22 protein-coding genes are annotated in these 25,130 nt (G+C 68.2%); 5 read left to right on the forward strand and 17 right to left on the reverse strand.

The features are described 5' to 3' along the window. Positions 1 to 8: 8 nt before the first annotated feature. The gene (locus AC1DBL_RS06345) at positions 9 to 704 is read left to right on the forward strand and encodes a peptide deformylase (RefSeq protein ID WP_441417779.1); all 696 of its coding nucleotides are present in this window, start codon (positions 9 to 11) and stop codon (positions 702 to 704) included. Here AC1DBL_RS06345 and AC1DBL_RS06350 read toward each other — a convergent pair. Next, complete coding sequence (locus AC1DBL_RS06350; protein WP_476925701.1) at positions 701 to 2,782, reverse strand: S9 family peptidase; 2,082 nt, start codon at positions 2,780 to 2,782, stop codon at positions 701 to 703. The two genes, AC1DBL_RS06345 and AC1DBL_RS06350, sit on opposite strands and share 4 nt — an antisense overlap. 110 nt (positions 2,783 to 2,892) lie before the next feature. On the opposite strand from AC1DBL_RS06350, the gene AC1DBL_RS06355 reads away from it, so the two are divergent. From AC1DBL_RS06355 to AC1DBL_RS06370, 4 genes are all read left to right on the forward strand, one after another. Then, entirely contained in the window at positions 2,893 to 3,762 is an 870-nt protein-coding gene (locus AC1DBL_RS06355; protein ID WP_476925702.1) for a methyltransferase domain-containing protein, read from the forward strand. A gap of 125 nt (positions 3,763 to 3,887) precedes the next feature. Then, positions 3,888 to 4,373 carry an NfeD family protein gene (locus tag AC1DBL_RS06360; protein WP_441417883.1) on the forward strand — a complete coding sequence of 162 codons (486 nt, stop codon included), beginning with the start codon at positions 3,888 to 3,890 and terminating at the stop codon, positions 4,371 to 4,373. Positions 4,374 to 4,497: 124 nt separating this feature from the next. Then, positions 4,498 to 5,469: an SPFH domain-containing protein gene (locus AC1DBL_RS06365; protein ID WP_441417782.1), complete on the forward strand. Its 972-nt coding sequence runs from the start codon at positions 4,498 to 4,500 to the stop codon at positions 5,467 to 5,469. Positions 5,470 to 5,802: 333 nt separating this feature from the next. Next, the gene (locus tag AC1DBL_RS06370; protein WP_026266329.1) at positions 5,803 to 6,150 is read left to right on the forward strand and encodes an RNA polymerase-binding protein RbpA; all 348 of its coding nucleotides are present in this window, start codon (positions 5,803 to 5,805) and stop codon (positions 6,148 to 6,150) included. Between the two features lie 74 nt (positions 6,151 to 6,224). Here AC1DBL_RS06370 and AC1DBL_RS06375 read toward each other — a convergent pair whose 3' ends face one another. The 16 genes from AC1DBL_RS06375 to AC1DBL_RS06450 form a co-directional block, all read right to left on the reverse strand. After that, complete coding sequence (locus AC1DBL_RS06375; protein ID WP_441417783.1) at positions 6,225 to 6,962, reverse strand: polyprenol monophosphomannose synthase; 738 nt, start codon at positions 6,960 to 6,962, stop codon at positions 6,225 to 6,227. A 240-nt stretch (positions 6,963 to 7,202) separates the two neighbouring features. Continuing rightward, entirely contained in the window at positions 7,203 to 8,876 is a 1,674-nt protein-coding gene (locus tag AC1DBL_RS06380; RefSeq protein WP_476925703.1) for an amidohydrolase, read from the reverse strand. Between the two features lie 97 nt (positions 8,877 to 8,973). Continuing rightward, on the reverse strand, positions 8,974 to 11,874 hold the full coding sequence (locus tag AC1DBL_RS06385) for a DEAD/DEAH box helicase (protein WP_476925704.1): 2,901 nt from the start codon (positions 11,872 to 11,874) through the stop codon (positions 8,974 to 8,976). A 24-nt stretch (positions 11,875 to 11,898) separates the two neighbouring features. Beyond that, on the reverse strand, positions 11,899 to 12,693 hold the full coding sequence (gene tatC, locus AC1DBL_RS06390; protein WP_441417884.1) for a twin-arginine translocase subunit TatC: 795 nt from the start codon (positions 12,691 to 12,693) through the stop codon (positions 11,899 to 11,901). Between the two features lie 48 nt (positions 12,694 to 12,741). Beyond that, positions 12,742 to 13,011: a Sec-independent protein translocase subunit TatA gene (gene tatA, locus AC1DBL_RS06395; RefSeq protein ID WP_441417786.1), complete on the reverse strand. Its 270-nt coding sequence runs from the start codon at positions 13,009 to 13,011 to the stop codon at positions 12,742 to 12,744. Between the two features lie 35 nt (positions 13,012 to 13,046). After that, positions 13,047 to 13,445: a hypothetical protein gene (locus AC1DBL_RS06400; RefSeq protein WP_476908818.1), complete on the reverse strand. Its 399-nt coding sequence runs from the start codon at positions 13,443 to 13,445 to the stop codon at positions 13,047 to 13,049. A 5-nt stretch (positions 13,446 to 13,450) separates the two neighbouring features. Continuing rightward, positions 13,451 to 15,478 carry a helix-turn-helix transcriptional regulator gene (locus tag AC1DBL_RS06405; protein ID WP_441417788.1) on the reverse strand — a complete coding sequence of 676 codons (2,028 nt, stop codon included), beginning with the start codon at positions 15,476 to 15,478 and terminating at the stop codon, positions 13,451 to 13,453. Between the two features lie 125 nt (positions 15,479 to 15,603). Continuing rightward, the gene (locus AC1DBL_RS06410) at positions 15,604 to 15,999 is read right to left on the reverse strand and encodes an FKBP-type peptidyl-prolyl cis-trans isomerase (protein WP_441417789.1); all 396 of its coding nucleotides are present in this window, start codon (positions 15,997 to 15,999) and stop codon (positions 15,604 to 15,606) included. A gap of 39 nt (positions 16,000 to 16,038) precedes the next feature. Continuing rightward, positions 16,039 to 16,974, reverse strand: a complete 936-nt coding sequence (locus tag AC1DBL_RS06415) for an FKBP-type peptidyl-prolyl cis-trans isomerase (protein WP_476908819.1) — start codon at positions 16,972 to 16,974, stop codon at positions 16,039 to 16,041. A 112-nt stretch (positions 16,975 to 17,086) separates the two neighbouring features. Then, positions 17,087 to 18,451 (reverse strand): Pup--protein ligase, encoded by a 1,365-nt coding sequence (gene pafA / locus AC1DBL_RS06420; protein ID WP_441417791.1) that lies wholly within the window; start codon positions 18,449 to 18,451, stop codon positions 17,087 to 17,089. Between the two features lies 1 nt (position 18,452). Next, positions 18,453 to 19,160 carry a proteasome subunit alpha gene (gene prcA, locus AC1DBL_RS06425; protein WP_175323655.1) on the reverse strand — a complete coding sequence of 236 codons (708 nt, stop codon included), beginning with the start codon at positions 19,158 to 19,160 and terminating at the stop codon, positions 18,453 to 18,455. A gap of 1 nt (position 19,161) precedes the next feature. Continuing rightward, positions 19,162 to 19,989 carry a proteasome subunit beta gene (gene prcB, locus AC1DBL_RS06430; RefSeq protein ID WP_476925705.1) on the reverse strand — a complete coding sequence of 276 codons (828 nt, stop codon included), beginning with the start codon at positions 19,987 to 19,989 and terminating at the stop codon, positions 19,162 to 19,164. A 110-nt stretch (positions 19,990 to 20,099) separates the two neighbouring features. Continuing rightward, complete coding sequence (locus AC1DBL_RS06435) at positions 20,100 to 20,300, reverse strand: ubiquitin-like protein Pup (RefSeq protein ID WP_146337557.1); 201 nt, start codon at positions 20,298 to 20,300, stop codon at positions 20,100 to 20,102. A 111-nt stretch (positions 20,301 to 20,411) separates the two neighbouring features. Beyond that, positions 20,412 to 22,022, reverse strand: coding sequence for a depupylase/deamidase Dop (gene dop, locus AC1DBL_RS06440; RefSeq protein ID WP_476908852.1), 1,611 nt, complete (start codon positions 22,020 to 22,022; stop codon positions 20,412 to 20,414). A gap of 47 nt (positions 22,023 to 22,069) precedes the next feature. Further along, a complete protein-coding gene (arc, locus tag AC1DBL_RS06445; protein WP_441417886.1) occupies positions 22,070 to 23,884 on the reverse strand; it encodes a proteasome ATPase in 1,815 nt (604 codons plus the stop codon). Positions 23,885 to 23,965: 81 nt separating this feature from the next. Further along, the gene (locus AC1DBL_RS06450; RefSeq protein WP_476925706.1) at positions 23,966 to 25,081 is read right to left on the reverse strand and encodes a tRNA (adenine-N1)-methyltransferase; all 1,116 of its coding nucleotides are present in this window, start codon (positions 25,079 to 25,081) and stop codon (positions 23,966 to 23,968) included. Positions 25,082 to 25,130 lie beyond the last annotated feature (49 nt).

The raw sequence follows: 25,130 nt of genomic DNA on the forward strand, positions 1-25,130 counted from the left end.
CTGTTCCCATGTCTTCAGACACGACGAACGACGCAAACACCATCGCCCCCACCGCCGAGATCAGCACCGAGAGCATCCAGGAGACTGTTGAGGAGATCCTGAACGCAGGCGTGCTTCCGCCCATCGTCCAGGTGGGCCACCCGGTGCTCCGGCAGCAGGCGGTGCCCTTCACCGGCCAGCTGGACGACGCCGAACTCAGCCGGCTGATCGATCTGATGCGCAGGGTCATGCATAAAGCACCGGGCGTCGGGCTCGCCGCACCGCAGCTGGGAATCCCCCTGCAGATAGCCGTCCTGGAGGACCGGTTCGACGTCGACCCGGAGGTAGCCGCGGCCCGGGGGCGGGAGCCCCTGCCGTTCTTTGCCATGCTCAACCCGAGCTACGTGCCGCTGGGCTCGGCCAAGAAGGCCTTCTACGAGGGCTGCCTGTCCCTCAACGGCCTGCAGGCGGCAGTGCTGCGGCCTGAATCGGTGCGGTTGGACTTCACCGCGGTGGACGGCACAGCGCAACAGCGGGACTTCACCGGGTGGCAGGCCCGCATTGTCCAGCACGAGACCGACCACCTGCACGGGATCATCTACCTGGACCGGGCCGAGCTGCGCTCCCTGAGCAGCAACGCCGAATACGCCGCCCGCTGGGCCCAGCCGGACATCGAACACGCCCGGCAGGAACTGGGGTTCCTGCCGGACGAGCCGGCCGGTTAGCTTCCCGAGCTTCCTGCCGCGTTGTTCGCTGCGCCGCGCGCCGGCGCCGGATTGGCCGCCGTCGGAAGGTGCCGTGACCACCACTGCAGGATCTGCTCGAAGCGCTGCCGGCGGTGGTGCGGCGTTCCGGACCGGGACAGCTCGTGGTTCTCGCCCGGGAAGACCAGGAAGGCAGCCTCCACGCCCTGCTGCTTGAGGGCAGTGAAGTAGCGCTGGCCCTGTTCCACCGGGCAGCGCAGGTCCTCCTCGCTGTGGATGACCAGGGTGGGAGTGCGCACCTGCTCCACCCGGGCCATCGGGCTTTGCGCCGCCATCTGCTCCGCGGTGCGGCCGGTGTACTCGCCGCCGAAGAACCAGCCGATGTCCGAGGATCCGGTGAAGCTCACGGGATCGAGGAAGCCGCGCTCCACAATGGAGGCCTTGAAGCGGTGGTCGTGGCTGATGGTCCAGGCCGTCAGGTAGCCGCCGTAGGATCCGCCCATGATGCCGAGGGCCGCGCCGTCGAGTTCCTCGAACTTCTGCAGCGCCCCGTCCAGGAAGGCCAGGACGTCCTGCATGTCGACGGTGCCCATGCGCTCCTTGATCGAGCGTCCGTGGGCCTGGCCGTAGCCGGCCGAGCCGCGCGGATTGCACATCAGGACGGCATACCCGGCCGCCGCGTAGACCTGGGCCTCATCGAACAGCGCCCCGGTGAACTGCGCGAACGGGCCGCCGTGGATGTTGAGCAGCACCGGGTGCGGACCGTCGCCCGCCGGCCGGACCAGCCAGCCGTGCACCGGGTAGCCGTCCCCTGACGCGAAGGTGAGTTCCTGCGGGGCGATGATCCCGGCTTCGTCACGCAGCGGCGCCGAGAAGTCGCTCACGACGCGGAGCCGGCCGCTTCCCTCGAGGACCGCCACGTCTCCGGCAGTTTCCGCATCGGCGAAGCTCAGGACCAGTGTTCCCCCGCCGTCGGCCGCGCCGCTAACCACTCGCTCGCCATCGAGCAGAACGCCGCGTTGCCCGGTGGGGCGGAACTCCAATAGTTGTACGGTGCCCCGTGCGTTATTCAGGACCAGGGCACCGTCTGCGCCGCGCAGCTCAATCCCGCCGCCGCTCAGATCCGTGGTCTCCGGATCGCTGAGCAGGACAGCGTCCCCGCCGCCGGCCGGCAGGACGTAGAGCGCCGTGTTGCGGGCCACGAAGTCCTTGCCCTCGGCGCCGAGGTCCTGCGCCGAGAAGTACAGCCACCGGCCGTCCCGGCTTTGCCGGACGGCGGTGACGGACAGCCGTCCGGTGTCGCCCAGGGGCACGGACTCGGGGCCCTCTCCCCCGGCTTGGGGATCAGCCGGAATCCGGTAAATGCCGCTCACCAGGTCCTCGTCGCTGCCATCGTGCAGGGCGGCGGTGAAGTACACGGCTTCGCCGTCGGTGCTGAAGGTGGCACTGTTGTGGTCCGTCGCGGCTGTGGTGAGCTGACGCGCCTCCGGCAGGCCCGCGGCAGCCGTGCCTTCTTCTGCGGCCTTGGCGGCCTTGAGTGCCCGGCCGGCCGGGGCCACCCTCGGTTCCTCGTCCAGGTCCGGGACCGGGATGACGAAGAGCTGCAGGGGTTTATCCGCCGTGTAGCCGACGCCATTCATCCGGTACTGGTAGTCCGTGATCAGCCGGGCATCCTCGCCGCCGGCCGAGACACCGTCGACCGTGCCGTAGCGGCCGTCCTCGGGCGTCCTGGCGCTGAAAACGATGCTGCGCGAATCCGGGGACCAGGTGAAGGCGCTGACGCCCAGCGGCGCATCCGTCAGCACCACGGGCTCGCCGCCCGAGGCCTCGACCACGTGCAGCTGCGGTTTGCCGCCGGCTTCGGCGCGGAGGAACCCCAGCACCTGCCCGTCCGGGGAAAAATCCGGTGCCGTGTCACGGAAGCCGCGGGTCAGCCGGCGCGGTCGCAGTGCCGGATCCACCGGCACGTTCCACAACTGGCCCACGTAGGCGTCGGCGTCGAAATCGGGGCGGACCACGGCCACGACGGCACGGGAGCCGTCAGGGTGCACCGCGGGAGCCGAAACGGACTTGAGCAGGGGAAGATGTTCGGATTTCACGAGTGCGAGCCTAACCGCTGGCGTCCGTGAGGTGAAATACCTCACATCCGCGCGGCGCCGCCGGGAGTTCAGGGCGGCCGCCGGAGCGTGCCGGCCCTACGATTGACTTTATGCCCGCCGCTTCCCTCGCCGCCCTCGTGTGCCCCGTGTGCCGGAGGCCGTTCACGGCAGGCAGCGGTGGGCGCTCCCTGACCTGCGCCGCCGGGCACAGCTTCGACGCCGCCAAGCAGGGATACTTCAACTTCCTGACCGGCAAGGGCACCGTCTTCGAAGCGGACTCCGCGGCGATGGTCGCGGCCCGCTTCGACTTCCTGTCCGCCGGCCACTACCGTCCCCTGGCCGAGGCGGTCGCCGGACTTGCCGCCCCGTTCCTCGCCGAAGCCGGGTCCGCGGTGCTGGACTCCGGGACCGGCACCGGGCACTACCTTCGCGCCCTGCTGGACCGTGTGGCGGCTGCGGCCATCGGCATCGACATCTCAAAATTCGCGCTTCGCCGGGCGGCCCGGCTGAACCCGGAGGCGGTCAACCTCGTCGGCGACGTGTGGCAGCCGCTCCCTGTGGCGGACGACGCCGTCGACGTCGTCACCGTGGTCTTCGCGCCGCGCAACGCGGCTGAGTTTGCCCGGGTGCTCCGGCCCGGCGGCCGACTGATCGTGGTGACTCCCCGGCCCGGGCACCTGGCCGAGATCGCCGGACAGACCGGCATGCTGGGAATCGAGCCGGCCAAGGAGGAACGCCTCGCGGCGACACTCGCCGGGCACTTCCACGCGCACGAAGGGCGGGACCTGGACCTGGACCTGCGCCTGGCGCCCGCCGACGTCGCCAACCTCGCCCTGATGGGGCCCGCCGGGCACCACCTGGACCCTGCCTCCCTGGCCGCCAGGGTGGCAGGACTGCCTGCCCGCACAGCAGTGTCCGCCCGCTTCCGGATCGGCGTTTTCGAACCGTTGCAGTCTCCGCAACAGGCCGCTGAACGATAACGACTTGGCCACGTTCCCGGGCTGATCCTGGCACCCTGCCCGCGTCCTTGCCGTCCGGCTTAGGATGGAACCACGTTAGGGAGGGCCTGTGCCTGCAGGCCCGGCTGCGTGGCTAAGGGGGAATGATGTTCGACTGGCTGGCCGAAAACTGGTGGGCGTTGTGGCTCACGGTCTTCCTGGTGTTTGCCGTGGTGGAGATGCTCACCCTCGATCTGTTCTTCATCATGCTCGGCGGCGGTGCCCTGGCCGGGCTGGTCGCCGCCTTCGCCGGCGCGGACTTCTGGCTCCAGATCGTTGTCTTCAGCGTCGTCTCGCTGCTCATGATCGGATTCGTGCGGCCGGTGGCGCTCAAGCACCTTCGCAGCAGCCCGGCCGACCAGCGGAGCAACGTCGAACGCCTGATCGGCGAATCCGCGCTCGTCATGGAACCCGTGAGCGCCAACGGCGGCCTGGTCAAGATCGGCGGCGACATCTGGAGCGCCCGCTCGGAGTCCGGCGTGCTGACTCCCGGGCAGCACGCCGTCGTCAGGTCCATTGACGGTGCCACCGCCGTCGTCGACCCGCAGCCTGAGCCGCAACCGAACCCGTCGCCGGAACCGGAGGCGCTGTAAGGCTGCGACCGTTCTGAGCCGCCTCTCGGGGCACAATCTTCCTGTTGCCGCCACCGGCCGCAGGATCAGCGGCAGCCGGACTGCCGCGCACAGCAAAACCACATAACTGGGGAAAAGGTGATGTATGGATATCGCAGTCGCAATAGTGCTGCTGGTACTCGTTGCGTTCGTAATAATCGTGCTGGTGCGCTCGGTGCGGATTGTCCCGCAAGCGCGCGCCGGCGTCGTGGAACGCCTGGGCAAGTACCAGCGGACGTTGAACCCGGGCCTCACCATCCTGATTCCCTTCGTTGACCGGCTCCTGCCCCTCCTCGACCTGCGCGAACAGGTGGTGTCCTTCCCGCCGCAGCCGGTGATCACCGAGGACAACCTCGTGGTGTCCATCGACACCGTCGTCTACTTCCAGGTGACCGACGCGCGGGCCGCTACCTACGAGATTGCCAACTACATCCAGGCCGTCGAGCAGCTCACCACCACCACACTGCGCAACGTGGTCGGCGGGCTGAACCTTGAAGAGGCGCTGACCTCGCGCGACCAGATCAACGGCCAGTTGCGCGGCGTCCTGGACGAAGCGACCGGACGCTGGGGCATCCGGGTCTCCCGGGTGGAGCTCAAGGCGATTGATCCGCCCCACTCCATCCAGGACTCGATGGAGAAGCAGATGCGCGCCGAGCGGGACCGCCGTGCCGCCATCCTGACGGCCGAAGGCACCAAGCAGTCCGCCATTCTTACCGCCGAGGGCCAGCGCCAGTCCTCGATCCTGAAGGCGGAAGGCGATGCCCAGGCAGCCATTCTGCGGGCCGACGGCGAGGCGCAGGCCATCCAGAAGGTCTTCGACGCCATCCACAAGGGCAACCCGGACCAGAAGCTCCTGGCCTACCAGTACCTGCAGACGCTGCCGAAGCTCGCCGAGGGAAGTTCCAACAAGCTGTGGATCATCCCCAGCGAGGTGGGCGAGGCGCTCAAGGGGATCGGCAGCGCCCTTGGCGGCACCAACCCCGACCCGCGCTCGGACGGGCCGTTCGGGACCGCTGCTGCCTCTGCCGCAACGTCGACGGAGCCGACGACGGCCGCGGGTTCCGCGCCGGAGGCCTAGTCGGGACGCTACAACCGTAGTTACAGGGGAGGCACCCGCTCGGGCGGGTGTCTCCCTTTTTCCTGCCGCTTGTCCCTGCCACTTTTCCCGCAGCTGCTCTCGATCGCTTCACCCCGACGCGGGAGCGGCTTTACCTGAGGTGCCGCTCCCGCGTATACTTGAGTATTTGTCCGGACGGTTCAGCTTGCCGGAACAATTACGCTTCGCGCGGCGTTATATCTACTGACGATTCCTGCAGTGGGGAACGCCACGCAACAAGTAGTCCGGCGAGGTCCCAGTGGCCCCCGGCTAGCGCAGGGCCCGGCCCTGCGAACCGATCATAAGGGAGAAAAGATGAGCGATCGCAGCCTGCGGGGTATGCGCCTTGGCGCACAGAGCATGGAGACCGAATCCGGCGTCGAACCGGCTCCGCGCCAGCGGGTCGAGTACCGCTGCGAGGACGGCGAGCAGGTGTTCGTGACCTTCTCCTCCGAAGCGGAGATCCCCCCGGTTTGGGTTTCGAAGACCGGCAAGGAGGCCCTGCTGGTCGACGGCGAACGCCCCGTGAACAGCAACGAGAAGGCCGTCCGCACGCACTGGGACATGCTGCTGGAACGCCGCTCCCTGCCCGAGCTGGAGCAGATCCTGGAAGACCGGCTCACCATCCTGCGCGAACGCCGCGGCGAACGCCGCTCGGCCTAGCAACCGCGCCCACGCACAAAAGGCCGGGCCGGCACCTCAACGAGGTGCCGGCCCGGCCTTTTGCGCGTCTGAGTCTATTTGCGGCCGAGCTTGCGGCTTAGGGTGTTCCAACGGGCGGTGAGGCCCCACTTGGTGACGTTGATCATGGCTTCGACCACGATGTTGCCGCTCATCTTCGACGCGCCCAGCTCGCGCTCGACGAAGGTGATGGGACGCTCCACGATGTTCAGGCCCAGCTTGGCCACACGCCAGGCGAGGTCCACCTGGAAGCCGTAGCCCACCGAGTCCACGGAGTCGAGGTTGAGCTTCTCCAGCGTGCTCCGGCGGAAGGCACGGAAGCCGCCGGTGACGTCCTTGATTTTGACGCCCAGCATGATGCGGGCGTAGGTGCTGCCAACGCGGGAGATGGCCTGCCGGTACAGCGGCCAGTTCACGACGCTGCCGCCCGGGACCCAGCGGGAACCCATGGCCAGGTCTGCACCCTGCTCGACTGCTTCTATCAGCTGGGGCAGCTGCTCCGGCTTGTGCGAACCGTCGGCGTCCATCTCGACAAGGATGTCGTAGCCGGCGTCGAGGCCCCACTTGAAGCCGGCGATGTATGCCGCGCCGAGTCCGGCCTTGCCCTCCCGGTGCAGGACGTGGACCTGGCCATCCTCAGCCGCGATTCGATCCGCCAGCTGGCCCGTGCCGTCGGGGCTGTTGTCGTCAACCACCAGGACGTCGGAGGCCGGCACAGCGGTGCGGAGACGCCCGAGGGTCTTGGGCAACGATTCCAGCTCGTTGTAGGTCGGGATGATCGTGAGGACACGCACAGCGGGGCCTTTCCTTGGAGGGAGCGGTCGGAGGGCCGGGACTGTCGGCAGTTAGCCGACGACAGGCACAGCTCCCCATTATAGTCAGTCGGCACGCCGAGGCCGGGCGGCCGGCCCGGCAGGCGTGGTCCGGCGCGGACCGCCCGGTGTGGACCGCCCGGGCATGCCGGCGTGGTCCGGCGCGGACCGGCCGGTTTGGACCGCCCGGGCGTGCAGGCGTGGTCCGGCGCGGCAGGGCGCTTAGCGTCCGAGTGAGCCGTTGGAGAAGAGTTCGACGCCGTCCCGCACGGTCTGCAGGCAGACCGGGTCGGTGCCGGTGTCCAGTGCCGGGAGCAACGGTGTCCGGGCGCGCGGGTCCGTGCTCCAGGACTGGACCCGGCCGTCGGCCACCTGCACCATGAGTTCTTCGACTTCCCAGACCGCGAAACTCGCCGGAGCGCCGGGGACAAGCTGGCCCGCCATTGGGTTCCGGTACCGGGCCGCCCGCCAGCCGGCCCGGGTGTGGCCGAGGAAGGCTGCGCGGGCAGAAATCCGCTCATCGGCGTTGTGGTGTTCGAGGCAGGCGCGGACGCTGGACCAGGGCCGCAACGGCGTGACCGGGCTGTCGCTGCCGAAGCACACCGGCACGCCGGCGGAGTAGAACGAGCCAAAGGGGTTCATGGCGGCGTGGCGGGCGCCAAGCCGCTGGGCATAGAGGCTCTCCCCGCCGCCCCAGAGGGCATCGAAGACGGGCTGCGCACTGACGGTCACCGAGTACTTGGCCAGCCGTTGGATGGCGTCCGCGTCGGCGATTTCGACGTGCTCCAGGCGGTGGCCGGCGGCACGGACGCGCTGTTCCCCGACTTCGGCGGCGGCCTGGTCCAGGGCGTCCAGCGCCGCGTCGAGTCCGGCGTCGCCGATCACATGGAAGCCTGCCTGGATCCCGAGCACCGAGCAGGCCGCGAGGTGCGCCGCGGCCTCATCGACCGAGAGGTAGCGGGTGCCCCGCTCCCCCGGCGCGTCGCTGTAGTCGCCGCGGAGCGCGGCGGTCCGTGAACCGATGGAACCGTCCATGTTCAGGTCGCCGGCCAGGCCCAGGACAGAAACGCCAAGGCTGTCCAGGATGGACCGGGCCTGTTCGGCGGAACCGGCGAGCTGGCCCCAGTAGGGCAGGATCTCCGGGACGGCGTGTCCTGGCCGGTCGGCGGCGTTCCAGCCGGCCGCGAGCTGCAGGTCCTCGATGCTGCCGATGTGCGGTGCCGCCATTTCGGCGAGAGCGACATAGCCGTTGGCGGCCGCCTCGGCCAGCGCGGCCTCCTGGTAGCGGCGCAGGGCACCGGCGGGCAGGTTCCGGGCGGCGCGCCGCGCGGCGGTGTGGGCGGCCCGTTTGACCTGCCCGTCGGCGGCGTAGCCGTCGAGGCTCTCAAGGCCGGACGCGGCGGCCAGGGAAGCGGAGACAAGGGCCGAGTGCACGTCCACCCGCGACAGGTATACCGGCCGGCCGCCGGCGGCGCGGTCCAGTTCTTCGAGGCTGGGCAGGACCGGGTCGGCCCAGAGCGTTTCGTCCCAGCCGTGCCCCAGCACCGTGCCGCCCGCGCCGGAAGCGGAGACGGCGGCGCCGGCGACGGCGTCAAGCAGTTCGGCTGCGGAGCGGACCCCGCCGAGCTGGAGCGAGTCAAGGGCGATGCCGGTCTCCGTCAGGTGCACGTGGGAGTCCACGAAGCCGGGGGCAAGGAGCGCGCCCTGCAGGTCGATGACCTCCATGGAGGAGTCCGCGATGGACGTGGCGGCCTGTTCAGAGCCGACCCAGGCCACGGTGTCACCGTCGACCAGCATGGCCGTAGCGAAGGGATCAGCCGCGGTGTAGACGGAACCGTTGCGGTACAGCGTCACCTTGCGCTGTTCCTTGGAAGCCTCGGACGGTGAAGCGGTCATGGTGTGGAACTCCTTGTAGCTGGGGGCCGGTGTGCCGGGCCTGCGGCATCGGGGCATGGTGGAGGAAAGGCAGGGGCGGAGGGCCGCTAGGGTCCGGTCACACGACGGCCGAGTAAGCGACGACGCCGCGTTTGACCAGGGTGATCGCGTCGCCGCACAGCCGTGCGACGCGCGGGTCCAGTCCGGGAATCTTGGCGAGCTGGTCCAGCAGGTCGATGACCTGTTTCACCCAGCGGACGAAGTCGCCGGCGGCGAGGTCCGTGCCGCTGAGCACCTCCTGGAGGTGCCGGCCCTTGGCCCACTTGAAGATCGGCCAGACCAGGCCGAGCTCGGGCTCCCCCGTCAGTGGCAGCTTGTTGGCCTCCTCCACGTCCTCCAGGGCGGACCACTCGCGCACCACGGTGTCGACGGCGGACTCCAGCGAGACGCTGGGCATCTTGGGCCGCAGACCGCGGTCCTCGCGCTTGGCCTGGTAGACCAGAACGCTGGCCAGTGCCGCGATTTCCGCGGCGTCGAGGTCGCTGAAGGCGCCCATCCGCAGCGACTGGGAGATCAGCAGGTCCTTTTCCCCGTAGATCCGGCGCAGCCGCTGCCCGTCCGGGCTGATGGAAAGCGTGCCCGAGTCGGAGGTTTCCAGGTAGCCGTAGCCGGAGAGGACTCCGCAGACCCGGTCGAAGGTCTTGGCGATGGTGTTGGTGCGGCCCTGGATTTGGCGGATCAGGCCGTCGGTTTCCTGCCGGAGCTTCCACCAGCGCTCGGACCAGCGGGCGTGGTCTTCGCGTTCGCTGCAGCCGTGGCAGGGGTGGGCCCGGAGCTCGCGGCGCAGTTCCGCGATCTTCTTCTCCATGTTCGGCAAGGCGGCGGCACGGCCGAAGTCCTCGTTCCGGTTCGGCGGTGCCGGCGGACGGCTCTCCCGGATGGCGTTGCGGACCGATGAGGCCAGGTCGCGCCGCGACTTCGGCACTTTGGCGTTGAAGGACTTGGGGATCCTGACCCGCGTGATCGGGGCCAGCGGTCCTTCCACATCGTGAAGGCCGATCCGGCGAAGCTGGTTGTCCAGGGTCATAACCGCCGGCCGCGGCTCGCGGGAGTGGTGGTCCGAGCTGAGCACGACGGCGAGGCCGGGGGCCCGGCCGGACGGCACATCGACGACGTCGCCGGGCAGCAGCCGGCTCAGGGAGTCTTCGGTGAGCGACTTCCGGGCCCGTGACGTGCCTTTGGAAGCTGCGTTTTCGGCGTCCGACAGGGCCCGGCGCAGTCTGGAGTACTCGGTGAAGTCGCCCAGATGGCAGCTCATTGCCTTGCTGAACCCTGCCAGGGATTCCTCCCGGCTGCGGACCTGCTTGGCCAGTCCGACCACGGAGCGGTCCGCTTGGAACTGGGCGAAGGAGGACTCAAGGATTTCGCGGGCGCGCGGCCGGCCGAACTGGGCCACGAGGTTAATGGACATGTTGTAGGTGGGCCGGAAGCTGGAGTTCAGCGGGTAGGTCCGGCGGGAGGCGAGACCCGCGACGGCTGCCGGATCGGTGCCCGGCTGCCAGAGCACGACGGCGTGCCCCTCGACGTCGATCCCGCGGCGGCCCGCCCGGCCGGTCAGCTGGGTGTACTCCCCCGCCGTGATGTTCACGTGCGCTTCGCCGTTGAACTTGTCCAGCTTCTCCAGCACCACGCAGCGCGCGGGCATGTTGACGCCCAGCGCGAGGGTCTCGGTGGCGAACACCGCCTTGACCAGTCCGTCCACGAAGAGCTTCTCGACTACCTCCTTGAAGGTCGGCAACATGCCGGCATGGTGCGCGGCCAGGCCACGCAGCAGCCCGTCCCGCCAGCTCCAGAAGCCCAGGACGTCCAGATCGTCGGAGGGGATTTCCTGGGCCGCTTCGTCGACCCGCTGGGCGATGATGAGCTGTTCCTTCTCGGTGGTCAGCCAGAGCCCGGCGGAGACGCACTGCGCCACGGCGGCATCGCAGCCGGCGCGCGAGAAGATGAAGGTGATGGCCGGCAACAGGTCCATCCGGTCCAGGCTGGCGATGACCTGCGGGCGGCTGGCCTTCCGGACCGGGCTGCGCGGGCCGCCCTGCGGGGCCGCCTCCCGCTGGCCGCGCTGCTGGCGGCGCTGGTTGCGGCCGCCGTGCCCGAAGCGGCCGCGGAAGTTCATCTGGCTCTCGGCCCGGGCCATCGACAGCAATTCCGGGTTGACCTCGTAGCCGGCGCGTTCGGTGATCGCGGCGCTGGAGCCTGCGGTATCCGCGGTAGCGGCTACGTTCTCCTCACCGGCGGGCGCAATTTCGTCGAAGCTGGTGTCGCCGGCGAACAGGTCCACGATCTTGCGTCCCACCATGACGTGCTGCCACAGCGGTACGGGACGGTGCTCGGAGACGATCACGTCTGTCTGGCCGCGGACGGTGTCCAGCCAGGCGCCGAACTCCTCGGCGTTGGAGACCGTGGCGCTGAGCGAGGCCACCTGCACCTCGCTGGGCAGATGGATGATGACTTCCTCCCAGACCGCGCCGCGGAACCGGTCGGCGAGGTAATGCACCTCGTCCATCACGACGAAGCCGAGGTCATCCAGGGTCTCCGAGCCGGCATAGAGCATGTTGCGGAGCACCTCGGTGGTCATCACCACAACCGGGGCTTCGCCGTTGATGCTGGTGTCACCGGTCAGCAGGCCCACCTGCGCCGCGCCGTACTTCTCGGCCAGCTCGGTGTACTTCTGGTTGCTTAGCGCCTTGATCGGCGTCGTGTAGAAGGCTTTCAGGCCGCGCTGGAGCGCCAGGTAAATGGCGAACTCCCCGACAATCGTCTTTCCGGCCCCGGTCGGGGCGGCCACCAGCACGCCCCGGCCCGCTTGCAGGGACAGGCACGCCTCGCGCTGGAAGGGATCGAGGTCGAACGCGAGCGAACGGGTGAAACCGCCCAGATAGGTCTTGGCTTCTGCGGCCCGCTCGGCGCTGGCACGGTAACGCTCGGACGGCGACTCCGGCCCGGGTAGTGAGGACATGCTTCCAGCCTAGTGGGCGGACGGCTAGAGATTCTCCAGCTCGGAGCTGGGAGTCGCCTGGTCCGCGGTGGCTTCGGTCTCGGCGGCCACCTTGGCCGCCCGCTTCTCCCGCCGGCGGTCGTTGAGCAGGCACAGCCCGATGGCGGTGAAGAACAGCACTAGCATGGGCACGGCAAGGTAGAACATGCTCATCGCGTCGGCGCCGGGGGCGGCCATGGCAGCGAAGAGGCAGACCAAGAACACGGTGATCCGCCAGCTCTTGAGCAGCTGCTGGCCTTTGATCAGCCCGGCCAGGTTGAGCCCGAACAGCACCACCGGCAGCAGGAAGGCAATGCCGAAGGCGAGCAACAGGCGCAGCACGAAGGACAGGTAGACCTGGGCGCTGATGAAGTTGGAGCCGCCGGAGGGGGTGAAGTCGGTCAGCACCCGCACCGCGTTGGGGAGCACCAGCCAGGCGAGCAGGACGCCTCCGACGAAGAGCGGCACGGCGGCGGCGACGAAGGAGAGCGCCAGGCGCCGTTCCTTCTTGTGCAGCCCGGGGACAATGAACGCCCAGAGCTGGTAGAGCCAGACCGGGCTGGCGACGATCAGGCCCAGGAACACGGACACCTGGATCATCAGGTCAAAGGAGCTCGCCACGCCGTCGAAGTTCAGCGACGCCTGCCGGCCTTCATGTTCGTTCAGGTCGCGGATCGGCTTGATCAGCGCCGCCAGCATGGGCTGGTAGACGAGGAATCCGACGACGGTCCCGAGGACGACGGCGATCGCCGACTTAAAGAGCCGGTTCCGCAGCTCTTTGAGGTGATCGAGGAGGGCCATCCGGCCTTCGGGGTTCGATCGGCGGCTCATGGTTACTGCCATGTGGTTCTAGGCGCGGTTCGGCGGCGGAACGTCGGTTCCCTCGCCCGGGCGGCTCTCGGTGCCGGCGGACCGGGGGTGGTTCACGACTTTGCCTTCGACGGCGTCGGAGTCAGCCTTGGCCTCCGGCGTGCCGTCCTTTTTCATTTCGCGGACCTCGGATTTGAAAATCCGCATCGACTGGCCCAGGCTGCGGGCCATTCCGGGCAGCTTCGGTGCAGCGAAAAGCACCAGGGCCAGGACGATGATGATGATGAGATGCCAGCCTTCAAGCCTCATGCTGGGTGGTCCTTTCGTTTGAGTACATCCTATGTCTAACGCAGATCGATGTCGCGCAGCGCCTGGGGCTGGCCTCGCTCCGCTTTGCGCCGGATCCGGCGCAACCGCCGGGCTTCCTGACGCGCGATTTTGGATGCATGGTAATCATGTCGCATCAACGCGGGCGGGGCAAAAACGGCTGCCCCGGGCTCCGCGTACGGGCCGGCTCCGTCCCCCGCGTCGTCGCCGTTCGAGCCTACGGCACCCACATGAACAGCGGCTGAACCGGAGGTAAGCGGGGAGGAAGCGAACGTGGAGAAGCGCTCCCCCGCCTCACCGAGTTCCTTGACCGTGGCCATGAACTGCCGGAAGAGCCGGACGCCGAGCACGCCAAAGAACAGCAGCGACAGCGCGACGAGCGCTATCCAGATTACGATCCAGGACCACCAAGGCATGCTGATCAGTCTAGCTGGCGTGCGGGGTGGTCCTCGTATCGGGCGAGGGCGGCGTCGAGCCATTCCCGGGCGGCCGCGGCCAGCGCAGGAGGCTGCAGGATGCGGACGGCGCCGCCGTGCTGGGCCACGAACATCGGCAGCCAGCCGGCACTGCCGAAGCGGATTTCGGCCAGGACGTGGCCGTCCGCAAGCGCGGCGGTCCGTTCGGCGTAGTAGTCATCCGCGAGCCCGGCGCCCTGCCTGGTCAGCTCGACCACCACCACGGCGTCATCGTCGTTGGGCGTGAACAGCTTGACCGGGAACCCGCCTGCCGGGTTGGCGGCCGAGGACACCGGGCGTCCGTTGGGTTCCAGGCTTTGGATCCGGTCCAGCCGGAAGTTCCGCAGGCCCTGCGCGGAATGGCAGTACGCCTCGAGGTACCAGGTGCTGTCCATTGAGTAGAGCCGCTGCGGGTCGATGTCGCGTTCGGTGACGGCATCGCGTTGCGGGGAGAGATAGCTCAGCCGCAACTGCGCGCCGGTGCGGATGGCGTTGCGTGCCGTTTCGAGGGTGCCGGAATCCTCCGGCGCCACCTCGGGACCGGACACGGCCGCCGCCTTCAGCCCCTCCTCGCCGGCCGCGGCCATGAGCTTGAGCGTCACGGACTCCAGGGTGCCGCCCTCGGCGAGTCCGGGCAGGCCGTTGAGCGCTTCGAGGCCGGTGAGCAGCGCGCAGGCCTCGTCCACGGTGAAACGCACCGGCCGCTTAAGGTCGAGGTCCTCGATGATGTAGACGTGGTCGTCGTCCCACTGGATGTCCAACAGATCGTCCGGGTAGCCCTCGGGCAGGCCGGAGCAGATCAGGATCCGCAGGTCGTCCTCGAGTTCCTTGCGGGTGATGCCGAACCGGTCGGCAACTTCGCTGATGTGCAGGCCCTGGTTGTGTACCAGGAACGGGACCAGCTGGAGCATCCGCTTGAGCTGGTCCTCGGACGTGCGTTTCCGGCTCCGTTTGGCCGGAGCCAAACGCGGGAATTCGATCGGCGGGACCGGCGCCGCAGCGAAGGCTGCGGCTGCCGCCAGTCGCCGGCGCACGGCGGTGTGCAGCTCGGGCGGCGCGACGACGACGGCCTTCGGGCCGTAGGAGGCGAGTTCCTCGGCGAGCGTCTCAATGTCCCGGTATGGCACCTTGAGGCGGTCGAAACCGGGGCGAGGCGCTGCCGCGACGGCATCGGTGATGTCACCCTCGGTGCCGGCGGCGGGTCCGGCATGCTTGCGAAGCCCCAGCAGCGCGCCGTCGGCGACGTCGACGAGGGCGTGCCGCACGGGCAGTTCGGGCAGCGCGGCAAGTTGTTGGCGGACGTTGAAGGACGACGGCGGGGTGAAGGACTCCTGGTCCAGCACGGTGACGGCGGAGGTGAACCGCGACAGCCGGTAGAACCGTTTGTCCCCGCGGGCGCGGTCGTGGCCAACGAGGTACCACTGCCCGAAGCGGCTGCCGAGGCCCCAGGGCTCGACGGTGCGGGTCTCCTCCTGTCCGGTGCTGCCGGCCAGATAGTTGAAGCTCACGGGGTGCTGGGTGTGGACGGCGGCGACGAGGTCCTCGAACGCCTGCCCGGCAGGGCGGATGCGGGGCTGGACCCCCGGGGGAAGTTCGGCGTCCGGCAGGCCGCCGGCGGCCTGCAGTTTGCGCACGGCGTCGCGCGCGGCGGAGCCCAGGGCAGCCTGTTCCCAAAGCTGCGCGGCGAGGATCAGCACGGTGCACTCTGCGGGGGTCAGGCTGACGTCCGGCAGCCGGTTGGATTCCTTGCCGATCCGGTACCGCGTGGTCGCCGGGTCATCGGAGCCCCAGCCCTTGTCCGTCACGGTCTCGACGTCGAAGCCGAACTGGCGCAGCTCGCCTTTGTCCCGTTCGAACATCCGGCCGAAGGCCGCCTCGGAGCTGGTGGTGTCGTGATAGACCTTCTCGCGCAGCTCGCTGCGGCGTAGCCCGTATTGGGTGTTGAGCAGGGCGATGAGCAGGTTCAGGAGGCGTTCAGTACGTGAGGCGGACACTCCGCAAGGGTACTAAAGTGTCCGCCCCGAAGACGGCGAAAGCGCGGCAACAACCGGAAGAACTTTCCGATTGTTACCGCGCTTTCGCGGTGCCGGCCTGAAGCCGACGGTTGAGTTCGAGCCTCTTAGCGGACGGCGACGAGGTCGACGACGAAGATCAGGGCCTCGTTGGGGCCGATCGCTCCGCCGGCGCCGCGGGCGCCGTAAGCCATTTCGGAGGGGATTTCGAGCCGGCGGCGGCCGCCGACCTTCATGCCCAGCAGGCCCTGGTCCCAGCCCTGGATGACCTGGCCGACGCCGACCCGGAAGTCCAGGGGTGCGCCCCGGCCCCAGGAGGCGTCGAACTCTTCGCCGGTGGACCAGGCCACGCCGACGTAGTGGGTGGAGACGGTGTCGCCGGCCTTGGCCTCGGCACCGTCACCCTCGATCAGGTCGGTGATGACGAGCTCGGTGGGTACGTCGCCCTCCGGGAAGTCAATTTCCGGCTTCTGGCGGTCGATGTTGCGCTGTCCAAATGACATGGTTGCTCCTTCTTGGGTGGCTTGCTTAAGCGGGGTTGTTTACTTGACGCCGAGGATGTCAACGACGAAGACGAGGTCGCCCTTGGCGTCGCCCTGGCCCTTGTCGCCGTAGGCGAGGGCCTTCGGGATGACCAGGAGGACGCGGGAGCCGACGGTCTTGCCGGCGAGGCCCTGCGTCCAGCCCTTGATGACGCCATTGAGCGGGAACGTGGCCTTCTTACCGCTGGTGAAGCTGGAGTCGAAGACCTTGCCCGAGGCCAGCGCCACGCCAACGTAGTTGACGGTGACGGTGTCGGATTCCTTGACCGCCTGGCCCTTGCCCTTGATCAGGTCCTGGGAAATGAGGGCCTTGGGAGCGGCCACGCCCTTGACCGAGATCTCCGGAACGCCCTTGTCGTTTTCCTTCACGGTGGGCAGGCCGGCCGGCGGGGTCACGGCGTCGCCCTCGGGCTTGTCCAGGACCTTGGGAGCGTCCTTCGCGGCGAGGATTTTGATGACCAGCAGCTGCGACGGCTGGGCCGCGCCGCCTTCGGCGCTGGCTGCCTTGCCCGGCACGGCCAGGGCCAGATGGGAGCCGACCTTGGCGCCGACGAAGGCGTTGTAGATGACCGCGCTGCCGGCCTTGAGTTCATCGTTCAGCTCGAGCTTCTCGGGGTCCTTCGGGAAGGTGTCCTCAAGGGTGGAGCCGTCCTTGCCGTTGAAGGCGACGATGGAAATGTCCGCGACCTGGTTGGCCTTGACGCGTTCGCCGTCGCCGTCCTTGACCACCTTGATGGTCGGGTCCTTGACCTCAAGCGGCTTGGTGAACTCGACGCCGGGGGCCTTCTTGTCGCCGTTCTCGGTCAGTTTCAGGGAGTCCAGCTTCGCGGTCTCGCCGGCGGACTGGCTGGTGGGCTCCGGGGCGGCAGGCTGGCCGCCACCACAAGCGGTGAGCAGCAGCAGTCCGGGGAGGAGAATTGCTAATAGTCGGCGCACGTAAGAACTTTCGTCGGGGCAGGATGGACGCTTCGCCGGACGGTTGCCAGCGGCAAAGCATGCGGTGGCCGTGAAACGGCACCTTCCCCAGAATAACGCGGAAAGCTGGGTATCAGCCCATAGAGTCCAGCAGGGCGTCCACCCGGTCGTCCACGCTGCGGAAGGGATCCTTGCACAAAATGGTCTGGTGGGCGCGGTCGTTCAGCTTCAAATGGACCCAGTCCACCGTGTAGTCACGGCCCAGTTCCTGCGCCCGGCGGACGAAGTCGCCGCGCAGTTTGGCCCGGGTGGTCTGCGGCGGCGCGTCGACGGCATCCTTCACTGCGGTGTCATCGACGACCCGCCGTGCCGCGCCGCGGGCCTGGAGCAGGTAGAAGAGACCGCGGCTGCGTGAAATGTCGTGGTAGGTGAGGTCCAACTGGGCGATCCGCGGCGCGTCGAGTTCCAGGCCGTGCCGCTCCCGGTAGTTGTCCATCAGCTTCTTCTTGATGGCCCAGTCAACTTCGGTGTCGATCGTGCTCGTGTTTCCGCTTTCGATCGCGTCAAGGGTCCGTTCCCACAGGTCCAGGATGAGCGGGACGTGCGGGTTGTGGGCGCCGCGGTCCGCCACGAATTCGGTCACCTTGTTCAGGTACTCGCGCTGGATCTCAAGGGCCGTGAGCTGCCGGCCGTTAGCGAGGCGCACCACCGCGCGGCCGCTGAGGTCGTGGGAGATCTCCCGGATGCTGCGGATCGGGTTTTCCATCCGCATGTCACGCATGATCACGCCGGCCTCGATCATCCGCAGGATCAGGTCCACGGTGCCGACTTTGAGCAGGGCCGTGGTCTCGGACATGTTCGAGTCCCCGACGATCACATGCAGCCGCCGGTAGAACTCCGCGTCGGCGTGCGGCTCGTCGCGGGTGTTGATGATCGGCCGGGACCGGGTCGTGGCGGAGGAGACCCCCTCCCAGATGTGGTCCGCGCGCTGGGAGAAGGCGTACGTGGCGCCGTGCGGGGTCTTCAGGATCTTTCCCGCGCCGGCGATCAACTGGCGGGTCACGAGGAACGGGATCAGGATTTCCGCCAGCCGGGAAAACTCCCCGCGGCGGGGAATCAGGTAATTCTCGTGGCTGCCGTAGGAGTTGCCCGCCGAGTCGGTGTTGTTCTTGAACAGGTACACGGTGCCATTGAACCCCTCGGCCGCAAGGCGCTCCTGCGCCTCGTCCACGAGGTCGTCCAGGATCAGCTCGCCCGCCCGGTCATGGGCGATGAGCTGGGCCAGGTCGTCGCACTCGGCGGTCGCGTACTCAGGGTGCGAACCGACGTCGAGGTAGAGCCGTGAGCCGTTGGTGAGGAACACATTGGAGGACCTCCCCCAGCTGACCACCTTGCGGAAGAGGTACCGGGCCACTTCCTCCGGCGCGAGCGGGCGGGACTCCGGGCTCGAATAGGAAATTCCGAATTCGGTTTCGATACCGAAGATGCGCTTGTCCATTTCAGTTCTCCTCAGCCAGCAGTGCCACGACGTCGGCGTCGTCGAGGCGGCGGAAAGCGCGGCGGGTGCCGCGGCTGCTCTCGGAGCCGCGGTCCAGCACGGCCACCTCCACGGCCGACGCCGGCAGTGCGTCGGTTTCCTTGTCCGCTACCAGTCCGGCCAGGGCCAGCCGGATGGCGCCGGCGAAGTCGAGTTCGCTGCGCCAGCCGGCCGCAACGGCTTCGGACACCTTGTCGGCCTGGCCGCCCATCACGATGAATCCCTGTTCGTCGGCGATGGACCCGTCGAAGGTCAGCCGGTAGAGGTGGTCCAGGTCCTGGCTGTCCCCGACCTCCGTCACGGCCAGTTCCACTTCAAAGGGCTTCTGCTCGGCGGTGAAGACGGCGCCGAGGCTTTGCGCATAGACGCTCGCCAGGCCCCGGGCCGTGACGTCCTCGCGGTCGTAGGAGTAGCCGCGGACGTCCGCGTAGCGCACCCCGGCCTGGCGCAGGCTTTCGAACTCGTTGTACTTGCCGACGGCGGCGAAGGCGATTTTGTCGTAGATTTCGCCGATCTTGTGCAGCGACGGCGAGGGGTTTTCCGCGACCAGGGCGATCCCGTCCCGGCAACTGATGACCACCACAGAACGTCCCCGCGCGATGCCTTTCCGGGCGAAGTCCGCCCGGTCCTTCATCAGCTGTTCGGGCGAGACATAGAACTGCTGGGTCATCTCAGGCCTCCCGCTGGGCTACGGCCCGTGACTCGATGATGGCGCCGGCCACCGCCGCAAGTTCGCGCTCCGGGACGCGCACTGCACCGGAGCGGCTGACGGTGTAGACCACGGGCCAGAGTTGCCGGACGGGGTCCGGACCGCCCGTGGCGGAGTCGTCGTCGGCCGCGTCGTACAGGGCTTCGACCGCCACCTGGACGGCGTCGACTTCGGAGAGGTTGGGCCGCCAGAGCTTCTTCAGCGCGCCGCGGGCGAACATGGAGCCCGAACCGACGGTGTGGTGCTCCTGCTCCTCGTAGCGGCCGCCGGTGACGTCGTAGGAGAACAGGCGGCCGACGCCGGCGGGCCGGTCGAAGCCGGCAAACAGCGGGACCACGGCGAGGCCCTGCATCGCCATGGGAAGGTTTCCGCGGATCATGGCACCGAGCCGGTTGGCCTTGCCGTCCAGGCTCAGCTGCGTTCCTTCGATTTTTTCGTAATGTTCCAGCTCTACCTGGAACAGCCGGGTGATATCGAGCGCGATGCCGGCAGTGCCGGCGATGCCGAGCACGGAATACTGGTCCGCGGGGAACACCTTCTCGATGTGCCGGCTGGCGATCACGTTGCCCATCGTCGCGCGGCGGTCACCGGCCATCAGCACTCCCCCGGCGTAGGTCAGGGCCACGATCGTGGTTGCGTGCGGGGTCTGGAGCGGCGCGGTTGCAGGTCCAGCTGGTAAGCCGTGTTGGAGGGCGTTGTAGGGCAGCAGTTCGGGCCGTGAACGCTGCAGGTGCTCCGTGAATGAGGACGTCGCGTTCGCTGCTACCTGGTTGGCTGATGTTTCCTGCACTGGTGCACTCCCTCAACGTAGTGGATCAACGACTTCCGGCCCTCAGCCCTGTGTCTCCTCAGTTCCGGTTCTCCTCCAGTAGTGTCCGCGACCAGCCGTCGGCCGGGGGGCTACTGGCCGCCCTTCTGGACGAAGGCCCTGACGAACTCCTCGGCGTTTGACTCCAGCACGCCGTCGATCTCATCGAGCAGATCGTCCACGCCCTGGGTCGCGGCAGAGGCCTGGGCCTCGGGTGCCGCGGGAGGTGCGGGTATGTCCTCCTCGACCTCAGTGTCGCGGGACTGCGGCTGCTGCTGCTCCTGGCCTGCCATCGTTTTCTCCTTCTGATCCCACTGTTTAATCCCACCGGCTGCCCCATCCTGCACAGGACATCCTGTAAGCAATCTTGCCACGCCCTGGTCCCCTGCGGGGGGTCTTTGGGCCTACGAACCCGGGGGCAACCCGAGCAACTCCGCAAGGAACGGCGCGGCCTCGCGGTGCCGGGCGAAGAGTCCTCCGGTCAGGGCCTCCGTGCCGCGCAGCGGTTCGCGGGTGGGGACCCGCTGCAGCTTGCCGCGCCCCGGCAGGTCGAAGATCACCGAGTCCCAGCTGGCGCCGACCAGGTCGGTGCCGAAGCGGCTGACGCAGCGGCCGCGGAAGAAAGCCCGGGTGTCCGACGGCGGCTCCGTCACCGCACGGGCGATCGCTTCGTCGTCGACGATCCGCTGCATCCGGTCGCGGGCCAGCAGCCGGTGGTAGAGCCCCTTCTCGGGGCGGATGTCCGCCCACTGCAGGTCCACGAGCCCCAGCCGGGCGTCCGACCATTCCAGCCCGTCACGCTGGCGGTAGCCCTCCAGCAGCGAGAGCTTGGCCAGCCATTCGACTGTCGACGCGGCGGCGGCCCGGTCGCTGTCCAGCGCGGTAAGGGTCGCCGACCAGCGCTCGAGCACGGCGTGGGTGTGGCCGTCGCCGTCGACGGCGTCCGCCACACCGGTATCCTGGGCGAGCTTGGCGGCAGCCTCGAAGTACATCCACTGCAGGTCCAGGGCAGTGACGCGGCGTCCGTCGAGCAAGCGCAGGGTCGCGGTCAGGGAGGTGTCGTGGCTGACGGCCTGCAGGGCCGCCACCGGTTCGTGGACCTCGATGCGGGGCGCCAGGCCAGCCTCGATGAGGCTCAGGACCATGGCGGTGCTGCCGAACTTCAGGAAGTTGGCTCCCTGGCTGAGGTTCGCATCGCCGATGATGACGTGCAGCCGGCGGTATTTGTCCGCGGTCGCGTGCGGTTCATCCCGGGTGTTGATGATGGGTCGCCGGATGGTGGTTTCGAGGCCGACCTCGGTCTCGAAAAAGTCCGCCCGCTGGCTGATTTGGTAGCCGGGCCGGGAGCTGTCCTGGCCCAGGCCGACGCGGCCGGCGCCGCACATGATCTGCCGGGTGACAAAGAACGGTGTCAGCCCCCGGGCTATTTCGCCGAACGGGACCGAACGGGGCATCAGGTAGTTTTCGTGCGAGCCGTACGATACGGATTTGTTGTCCGTGTTGTTCTTGTACAGGTTGATCGGCGGCAGTTCCGGGTCCGCGGCCAGCCGGCGGACCGCGGCCAGAGCCACGAGGTCCCCGGCGGCGTCCCAGGTGACGGCATCGCGGGGGTTGGTGACTTCCGGGCTCGAGTATTCCGGGTGGGCGTGGTCCACGTAGAGCCGCGCGCCGTTGCCCAGCACCATGTTCATGAGCAGCGAACCGGACTCGTCCTCGCCGTCGTGGTCCAGCTCCGCGCGGCCGTAGGCAAGCGCGATCGCCTCCGCGTCCAGGGCCGGTGGCCGGTCGGTGAGTTGTTCCGGTTCCGCCTCGCTGCGCTCCAGGGTCCAGCCCCGGGCGTCGTGCAGCGGCTCTTCGTCGGTGTAGTCCCAGCGGGTTTCGGCGCCGCCGGCTGCGCGTTGCCGGGTCACCTGGGCGTAGGCCTGGATGACCCGGGCGGACATCATAGTGGCGTTGGCCCCCGGGGCGGAGGGCGCGTGGATACCGTATTCGGTCTCGGAGCCCATCACCCGCATGGCGCCGCCGGCGGGCAGCCCCCCTGAAACCGCTGAAGGTCCGGCGGTCACAGGTATTGGCCCGTGCTCGGCATCGTCTCGATGGATTTGCCGGGTTCCTGGCCGGCCTTGCCTTGGACGATGGTGCGGATGTATGTGATGCGTTCGCCCTTCTTGCCGGAAATCCTGGCCCAGTCGTCCGGGTTGGTGGTGTTGGGCATGTCCTCATGCTCGCGGAACTCATCAATGACGGCGCGGAGCAGGTGGTCGATGCGCAGGCCCTTCTGCCCGGAGGTGAGCAGGTCCTTGATCGCGGACTTCTTGGCGCGGTCCACGACGTTCTGCACCACGGCGCCGGAGTTGAAGTCCTTGAAGTACAGCATTTCGGTGTCCCCGTTGGCGTAGGTCACCTCGAGGTACTCGTTGGACTTCTCGGTGGAGTACATGGCCTCTACCGTGCGCTGGATCATGGCATCCACCGTCGCCTGCACGTCGCCGTTGTGCTCGGCGAGGTCCTGCTCGTGGAAGGGCAGGTCCGTGGTGATGTATTTGTTGAAGATGTCCGCGGCGGCCTCGGCATCGGGACGCTGGATCTTGACCTTCACGTCCAGCCTGCCCGGGCGCAGGATCGCCGGATCGATCATGTCCTCGCGGTTGGAGGCGCCGATCACGATCACGTTGTCCAGCCGCTCCACGCCGTCGATCTCGCTGAGCAGCTGCGGCACGATGGTCGTCTCGACGTCCGAGGAGATGCCGGTGCCACGGGTGCGGAACAGCGAATCCATCTCGTCGAAGAACACCACCACGGGGCTGCCCTCGGAGGCCTTCTCGCGGGCCCGGGCGAAGATCAGCCGGATGTGCCGTTCGGTCTCACCGACGTACTTGTCCAGCAGCTCCGGTCCCTTGATGTTCAGGAAGTAGCTCTTCATGTCCGTCTTGCCGGCGCGTTCGGCGGCCCGGGCGGCCAGCGAGTTGGCCACGGCCTTGGCGATGAGGGTCTTGCCGCAGCCCGGCGGCCCGTAGAGCAGGATGCCCTTGGGCGCCTTGAGCCCGTGCTCTCGGTACAGGTCCGGGTGCAGGAACGGCAGTTCGACGGCGTCGCGGATCTGTTCGATCTGCGGGCCCAGTCCGCCGATGTCCTGGTAGGTGATGTCCGGGACTTCTTCGAGGACGAGGTTTTCCACTTCGGAACGGGGAATCTTCTCCAGGGCGTAGCCGGTGCGGCTGTCGATCGAGAGGGCGTCGCCGACCCGGAGCTTCTGCGCCAGCAGGGCGCCGGAGAGCCGGATGACCCGTTCCTCGTCCGCGCGGCCCACAACGAGGGCGCGGTCCGATCCCAGCAGTTCCTTGAGCGTGACCAGGTCTCCGGCCCGCTCGTAGCCAAGCCCGGCTACCACCAGCAGCGCCTCGTTGAGCAGGACTTCCTGCCCGACGGCGAGTTGGTTGATGTTCACAAGCGGGCTGATGCCCACCCGCATCTTGCGGCCGGCGTTGAAGATGTCCACGGACTCCTCCGTGTCGGCCTGCCCGCTGCTGCCGGGTTCGGGGCGTCGCTTCGGGTTTAGCTGCAGGACGGTGCCGAAGCTGTAGGGCGGCTGGCCCTCCTGGTCCAGGGCGTTCTTCAACCGCAGGATCTCGGCCTTGGCCGTTTCCAGCATGCCCACGAGCTTGGAGTTGTTCTGCGTGGCGGCCGCGAGCTGGCGGTCGATGTGGCGGAGCTTGTCCCGCAGGATATTGACCTGGCGTTCGGCAACCGATAGCTCATTGGCTGCATACCGGTCGACGTCGGATGCCCCCGCCGGTTCAGTCCCTCCGGCAGCGGCAGCCGCCTGGGCCTCGTCCTCCGCCGGCGTCCGGCCGTGGTCGTTGTTGGGAGTCTCCATCATGCATCAGCCCCTTCCGTACTTCTATTAAGACCATAGCCCCAACTCGGCGGGTGCTGCTGAAGACTTCCGAAATACGGACTAGTTCGTAACCTCGGGGGTGTCCTTGACGTTAGTTCCGGCGATCGCGTCGCGGGCGGCCCGGCGCAGCTTCTTGTCCGAGACCGCGCGTTCGCCGACTGCCCCGGGGGTCCAGGCGTTGACATCCTCGGCGTCGAACTCGGTCTTGGACGGCCGGCGCTTCACGGAGATGCCGGTGACGCCGTCGGCCAGCCGGCGGGTGACCAGCAGGAAGCCGGTGTGGGCTACCATCCGGTGGTCCGGGCGCACGGCGAGGCCCTCGAGGTGCCAGCCGCGGACCATGGATTCCCAGGCATCCGGCTCGGTGAAGCGGCCGTCGGCGCGGATGGCCTCGGCGGTCCGTGACAGCTGCGTAACAGTCGCGACATAGTTGATCCACACGCCGCCGGGAGCCAGCACGGTGGCCACGGCGTCGAGGCATTCCCAGGGCGCCAGCATATCCAGGACCACCCGGTCCACGGATCCCGGCGCCTCGGTCCGCACAACTTCCTCCTGGAAGTCGCCCAGGGTGATCTGCCACGCCGGGTGCGGGCCGCCGAAGATCGTTTCGACGTTGCCGCGGGCGATGTCGGCGAATTCCGCACGGCGTTCGAAGGAGTGCAGGTAGCCGTTGTCCCCCACCGCGCGCAGCAGCGAGATGGACAGTGCGCCGGAGCCGACGCCGGCCTCAACCACGCGTGCGCCCGGGAAAATGTCGGCCATGGTGACGATCTGGCCGGCGTCCTTGGGATACACCACGGCCGCGCCGCGCGGCATCGAGAGCACGAAGTCCGAGAGCAGCGGGCGCAAGGTCTGGTACTGCTGGCCGACGTTGTTCACCACGACCGAGCCGTCCGGCTTGCCGATGATCTCGTCGTGGTTGAGGAAGCCGCGGTGCGTGTGGAAGGCCCCGCCGGCCTCGAGGCTGATGGTGTTCATCCGGCCGCGTTCGTCCGTGAGCTGCACCCGCTCGCCCTCGCGGAACGGACCGCGGCGCCGGTTGGCGCCGACCGGCGCAGTGCCGGGTGCTGTTTCGGTGGCTGTTACATTGGCAGTTTCGGCGGCTGGCGCCGAAATGCTGTCGGCGGCTGTGCTGTCCCCGCTGGGGGTGGCGTTGGCGGCAGTGTCGCTGCTCATGAGATGTTCCTCGCTCCTGTAAAGCTGCGGTGGCCGCGGATGGGCGGCG

The organism is Arthrobacter sp. 10T44 (genome assembly GCF_056393885.1).

Bases quoted from the DNA above. Each gene is read 5' to 3' on its own strand.
- AC1DBL_RS06345 (WP_441417779.1), top strand. From the start codon at position 9: ATGTCTTCAGACACGACGAACGACGCAAACACCATCGCCCCCACCGCC.
- AC1DBL_RS06355 (WP_476925702.1), top strand. From the start codon at position 2,893: ATGCCCGCCGCTTCCCTCGCCGCCCTCGTGTGCCCCGTGTGCCGGAGG.
- AC1DBL_RS06360 (WP_441417883.1), top strand. From the start codon at position 3,888: ATGTTCGACTGGCTGGCCGAAAACTGGTGGGCGTTGTGGCTCACGGTC.
- AC1DBL_RS06365 (WP_441417782.1), top strand. From the start codon at position 4,498: ATGGATATCGCAGTCGCAATAGTGCTGCTGGTACTCGTTGCGTTCGTA.
- AC1DBL_RS06370 (WP_026266329.1), top strand. From the start codon at position 5,803: ATGAGCGATCGCAGCCTGCGGGGTATGCGCCTTGGCGCACAGAGCATG.
- AC1DBL_RS06380 (WP_476925703.1), bottom strand. From the start codon at position 8,876: ATGACCGCTTCACCGTCCGAGGCTTCCAAGGAACAGCGCAAGGTGACG.
- AC1DBL_RS06385 (WP_476925704.1), bottom strand. From the start codon at position 11,874: ATGTCCTCACTACCCGGGCCGGAGTCGCCGTCCGAGCGTTACCGTGCC.
- tatC (WP_441417884.1), bottom strand. From the start codon at position 12,693: ATGGCCCTCCTCGATCACCTCAAAGAGCTGCGGAACCGGCTCTTTAAG.
- tatA (WP_441417786.1), bottom strand. From the start codon at position 13,011: ATGAGGCTTGAAGGCTGGCATCTCATCATCATCATCGTCCTGGCCCTG.
- AC1DBL_RS06400 (WP_476908818.1), bottom strand. From the start codon at position 13,445: ATGCCTTGGTGGTCCTGGATCGTAATCTGGATAGCGCTCGTCGCGCTG.
- AC1DBL_RS06410 (WP_441417789.1), bottom strand. From the start codon at position 15,999: ATGTCATTTGGACAGCGCAACATCGACCGCCAGAAGCCGGAAATTGAC.
- pafA (WP_441417791.1), bottom strand. From the start codon at position 18,451: ATGGACAAGCGCATCTTCGGTATCGAAACCGAATTCGGAATTTCCTAT.
- prcA (WP_175323655.1), bottom strand. From the start codon at position 19,160: ATGACCCAGCAGTTCTATGTCTCGCCCGAACAGCTGATGAAGGACCGG.
- AC1DBL_RS06435 (WP_146337557.1), bottom strand. From the start codon at position 20,300: ATGGCAGGCCAGGAGCAGCAGCAGCCGCAGTCCCGCGACACTGAGGTC.
- dop (WP_476908852.1), bottom strand. From the start codon at position 22,022: ATGCGGGTGATGGGCTCCGAGACCGAATACGGTATCCACGCGCCCTCC.
- arc (WP_441417886.1), bottom strand. From the start codon at position 23,884: ATGGAGACTCCCAACAACGACCACGGCCGGACGCCGGCGGAGGACGAG.
- AC1DBL_RS06450 (WP_476925706.1), bottom strand. From the start codon at position 25,081: ATGAGCAGCGACACTGCCGCCAACGCCACCCCCAGCGGGGACAGCACA.